Below are 5,024 nucleotides of genomic sequence, written 5' to 3'. Positions count from 1 at the left end.
CGCCCCATGCTGCGGCGCTTCTCCGGTGAGTCGAGCAGACCGCCGAGAGCCCCGGTGAGCGCCTCGACGTCGGCCGGCGGCACCAGCTCGGCACAGGCACCGTCGGTCCCGACGACTTCGGGAAGCGCGCCCACCCGGCTCGCGACCACCGGGGTGCCGCTGGCCATCGCCTCCACCGCGGGCAGCGAAAACCCTTCGTAGAGGGAGGGAATGCAGGCGACCTCGGCCGACGCGAACAAGGCGGCCAGCGCGGCGTCGGACAGCCCGCTGGTGATGTGGACGATGTCGGAGATGCCGAGCTCGGCGATGAGTTTGTGGGTGGGGCCGTTGGGCTCCACCCTGGCGACCAGCCGCAGCTCGAGGTCGCGGTTCACCCGGAGCCTGGCCACCGCGTGCAGCAGGGTGCGGACCCCCTTCAGCGGGGTGTCGGCGCTGGCGATGGCGATGACGCGCCCGGGTTGCCGCGGAGAGGACCCCGGCATGAACAGTTCGGTGTTCACGCCGAGCGGCACCACATGCAGCTGCTCGGGGGCGACCCCGAAGTCGGCGACGATGTCCGCCGCCGACGACGACGAGACGGTCAGCAGGTCGGGGATCTGGCGCGACACCTGCTGCTGCATGTCCAGGAAGCCGTACCAGCGACGCACCAGCGGTTTGCGCCACCAGCGCGCGGCGGCCAGGTCGAGCATCCGGTCGCGGGTGATCGGGTGGTGCACCGTGGCCACCACCGGCAAACCCGACTCGGCGATGGTGAGCAGCCCGGTGCCCAGGCTCTGGTTGTCGTGGGCGAGGTCGAAATCGTTGACCCGGTCGGCCAGCAGCCGCGCCACGCGCAGGGTGAATGTCCGCGGTTCGGGGAAGCCGGCCGTCCACACGGTGAGCAGTTCCAGCAGATCGATCGAGCTCCGGATCTCACTCGGACGGGGCACCCGGAACGGGTCGGGCTCGCGGTATAAGTCCAGGCTGGGCACCTTGGTCAGCCGCACCCGCGGATCGAGCAGCTCGGGATAGGGCTGGCCGGAGAACACCTCGACGTCGTGCCCGAGGTCGACCAGACCGCGGCTCAGGTGGCGCACGTAGACGCCCTGTCCGCCGCAATGGTCCTTACTGCGATAGGACAGCAGGGCGATTCGCATACTCAACTCTTATCCGCTGCTGGAACACCACGGACGAGCGGCCCCCCACTCCGTTCCCATCAACGCACCCGAGAACTCCGCGACAGCAAACTGGACATGTGTCCAGACTATAGTTCGAACAGCTAAACGACGCAACGCGGGCCCGGGATGGCGCCGACCTGCCCGCCGATCCGCACGTTCAGAGTTTGCTGGCGACGAAGTCGGCAGCCTGATTGGTCATGCCCGCCGCAACGTATGCCTCCGCGAGGTGCTGGGGCCAGTTGTCGGTCCAGGTTGTCGGGTCGGCCGGGTTGCAGACGCGGTCGTCGCGAGCGCGACGACGACCGGCCTACGGACAACCGGGACAGCCACAACCGCATTCAAAACGATGGGCGGCCGGCTCACAAGCCGTGGCGCTCAGGCGAGCCGTCGCGGACACCGGTATCGACGGCCCCGCTGGCGCGGCCGGCTTTGTTACCATCGCGCGATGCACGATTCGGCTGCGTCCCGCGGACCGGCCGAGGCGCGGCCCTTCTCACGACGTGCGCTGCTCAAGTTCTCCGTCGCCCCGGTCCTGGTGAGCGCGGGAGCGGCCACCGCCACCCTCGGCGCTCCGAGGGCATCGGCCGGCGCCCTCAAGCTGATCGATTTCGCCGAGCGCAGGATCGCGCCGGAGGAGATCAAGGCCGCGGGCTATGACGGCGTGGTCAACTACGTGTCCGAGTCGCGGCCCGGCGCGAACTTCAAAGCCAAACCGTTGACCCGCGAGTACGCGGACGCGCTGAGCGCGGCGGGTCTGCACATCGTCAGCAACTATCAATACGGCAAGCCCGGTTGGCCCGGAGCCCCGTCGGACTTCACCCGGGGGTACGACGGCGGGGTGGCCGACGCGCAGACCGCGCTGCGGTTGCACACCGCGGCAGGCGGGCCGGCCTCGGCCCCGATCTTCTACAGCGTCGACGAAGACATCGACTCCAACACCTGGAGCGACGTGGCCCTCGACTGGTTTCGCGGCCTCAACTCGGTGATGGGCGTAGGCCGCACCGGCGTCTACGGCAGTTTCCGAGTCTGTGGATGGGCGATCCGGGACGGCGTGATCGGCAGTTCGAGCTCCGCTGGGCACCGGTGGGCCTGGCAGACGAAGGCGTGGTCGCATGGCCAACGCGAACCCATGGCGGTGCTCTACCAGGCCGTTGTCAACACCCCGTCGAACCCGGGCCCGTTGTTGGGCGGTATCAACGTCGACGTCGACGACGTCCTGGCAGCCGATTACGGGCAGTGGGATCTCGTCCGCTGACTTATCGTCGCCGCTCCCGGGTGCCCTGACATCAGTGATCTCGGTCGAGCGTCCAGTCGCCGTTCTGCGCCAATGCCAATGGCGGCCAAACGGTGTTGCGAAGGTCAGATTGTTCGGTCGCCTTCTGACGATAGTCAGCAACAAAATGTCTGGTAAAGACAACTGACGAGGTTAACGGGCGTCCTTTGAGGCATCTGTGATCACGGAGATGTCTTTGTTGGCCACGCGGCTCGTAGCGGTACGGGCAGTGACAGCCACCTCGTCGTTTTTCACTCTGAGCATGAATGTTGGGCTCAACCCTGTCTTGACGTCTTTCGCGGCTCGGGCAGGTAACGAGAACTTGAATCGACGGATCACTACGGTCAGGACAAGGATCATCTCCGCCATCGCGAAGTTCTGCCCATAGCAGACCCGAGGCCCGCCCCCGAACGGAATCCAGGAAAATCTGGGCATGTTTTGAGTGGACCCGTCGAGCCACCGATCCGGTCGGAATTCATGCGGGTCTGCGAACCAACGGTAATCCCGCTGGGTCACATAGGGGGACAGGATAATTCGTTGCCGAGGTTGAAAGTCGTAGCCGCAAAGAGTAGTCGGGGTCTTCACCACATGTCCTGGCAATGCGAACACGGGCGGATAGAGGCGCAGTGCTTCCTTCACGACTGCTTCGACGAGAGGCAGGCTCTTGATGTGTTCGAATGTCAAATTGTCGGAACCGACCGCCCATTCAACCTCGATTGCTATCCGATTTTGCAGATCGGGGCGGCGCGCCAGAATGGCGCCAATGAAGCCCAAGGAATTGGACGATGTTTCGTAGCCGCCGAGGAACATGTTGTGCATCTCGTCGAGTAGTTGTCCTTCGGGCATCGGCATATCGTTGTCGTCTCGTGTCTCCAAGAGCGTGTCGAGCAGATCGGTGTCGCGTCTGAGTCTAAGTTCGTCGCTCTCGTTCAGGCGCCGCTCGACAACGGATCTGAAGAGCATTTTCAGCCGATTCGAGGAGGCGCGCAGCGCCGACCGTAGGGGTGTTGGAACCCGGGGGGGCAACCAGTTTCCGAGGAGAAATTCCATGCCGTTCAGAAACAGCTGTCGATCCATGACGCGTTTGATTTCGTTACTTTCCGCGTTGGTTAGATCCGTTCCGAACAATGTCCGCGTCATGATCCGTCTGGTAAGCTGTTCCATTTCGCTCTGCATGTTGAGAACTGCGCCATCGGCCCACTGGTCACACATTTCTTCGGCGAAGTCGACCATGGTGTTGGTGTATTCGGCGATCTTTTGGCGGTGCATTCCGGGCTGCAAGATGCGCCGCTGTCGTTTCCAGATAATTCCTTCGCTCATGACCAGGCCGTTGTTGCCGATGACTTGCGCGTATTCCTGGAATCCGTCGACTAGCGTTCGGCCCAGCGGGCCGTGTGCGCCCGCTGCAGCAAGGATCTCAGCTATTTGCGCAGGGTGAAAAAACAATGTCTCACGCATGGGACCTATCGACCACTCGACCGCGTCCCCAAACCGCGCGAGTCCCTCCATGAAGTGCGGCCACCCTCGAGCCATTCTGCGCAGGTCGCTTTTCGAGCGCAGTGGGTGGATGAGCGGTGGGCGGCAAGCACCGTCACCACGGAGATCCATTGCGCGCCTCTCCCTTCCATGCAGGCCTGACCGAGAGACTGGTATGCGTAGATTGATGTTGGTTAGGCTATCCTAGCTAGGCTGCTAGCGTCACTCGACGAAGGGGCCCGACGACCACCGCGGCACACCGTGCACCGCGACGAACTTGGGGGGTAACTTCATGCCACGACCGATCCCTGCGAATAACGACGCACCTCCGGAAACGAACATCGACGCTCCGAGGAGCCTGCGGGAGTACATCAAGGACACGGTGATCAACACCGTGCCGCCACTCATTGGCTATTACGGGCTCCGATTGTTCGATGTAGCACCATATTTGGCGCTGGTCGGCGCGATCATGGTCGCTACGGCGCAGGGATTGCTCACTATGGCGCGCAAAAGAAAGTTCGAGCCCCTCAACGGACTAGTGATCCTAGGCGCCGCCTGCTCCTTGAGCATCGCGTTCGTCACGAAGAACCCACGCATCGTGCAGGTGATCGAACTCCTACCCGTTTCCCTGCTGGTGTGGTCTCTGGCAGCGAGCGGCCTGCTGCGCAGGCCGACCTCGGTCAAAATCGCTGGCGCGATTGTCCCCAGCCTCGCCGCCACGGCGCTACCCCAACGGGGGTGGACGCAACAAGACATCGAGGACTGGCATGGTCTGCACACCCGGCTTTGCGCTGGCCTAGGGCTGCTCTGCGGTCTGTTTCCGTTGGTAGCGACCGTCTGGATTTTCACCTTATCGGTAGACGTCTCTCAGATCCTCATCGTGGCGGTCGGCCCGACGCTCCTCGTCCTGTCTGTCGCGGGTGCTATCGCTTTGCTCCGCAGATTCGTTCAGCAACGTGACCACGTGGCTGCCCAACGCGCGGACCTACCCGCAGACGCCGATGCAGAGCAATCCGGTTGAGGTGCCTCGTTTTTTGGTCTGTCGCATCGGACGCCCGGTCTCCCCTTGTCGCACTCGATGGCAGAGCTCACCGAGGATATCCATTTCTGCGTTTTCG

The 5,024-nt window shown here is 63.6% G+C and carries 4 protein-coding genes; 2 read left to right on the top strand and 2 right to left on the bottom strand.

The features are described from left to right. The coding region (locus ACOJVU_RS16485; protein WP_421530751.1) for a glycosyltransferase family 4 protein at nucleotides 1-1,136 on the bottom strand (1,136 nt) is incomplete at its 3' end. Nucleotides 1,137-1,602: 466 nt separating this feature from the next. Here ACOJVU_RS16485 and ACOJVU_RS16480 point away from each other — a divergent pair. Beyond that, nucleotides 1,603-2,412, top strand: a complete 810-nt coding sequence (locus tag ACOJVU_RS16480) for a DUF1906 domain-containing protein (protein WP_421530750.1) — start codon at nucleotides 1,603-1,605, stop codon at nucleotides 2,410-2,412. Between the two features lie 171 nt (nucleotides 2,413-2,583). Here ACOJVU_RS16480 and ACOJVU_RS16475 read toward each other — a convergent pair whose 3' ends face one another. Next, a complete protein-coding gene (locus tag ACOJVU_RS16475; protein WP_421530749.1) occupies nucleotides 2,584-3,939 on the bottom strand; it encodes a cytochrome P450 in 1,356 nt (451 codons plus the stop codon). 259 nt (nucleotides 3,940-4,198) lie between these two features. Between ACOJVU_RS16475 and ACOJVU_RS16470 the strand changes: the two genes are divergently transcribed. Continuing rightward, nucleotides 4,199-4,927, top strand: a complete 729-nt coding sequence (locus ACOJVU_RS16470) for a VC0807 family protein (protein WP_421530748.1) — start codon at nucleotides 4,199-4,201, stop codon at nucleotides 4,925-4,927. Nucleotides 4,928-5,024: the final 97 nt, after the last annotated feature.

Source organism: Mycobacterium sp. THU-M104 (genome assembly GCF_049197365.1).
Taxonomy (GTDB): Bacteria; Actinomycetota; Actinomycetes; order Mycobacteriales; family Mycobacteriaceae; genus Mycobacterium.
The sequence above is the reverse complement of the archived record's forward strand: the minus strand, read 5'-3'. Positions and strand labels throughout refer to the sequence as shown.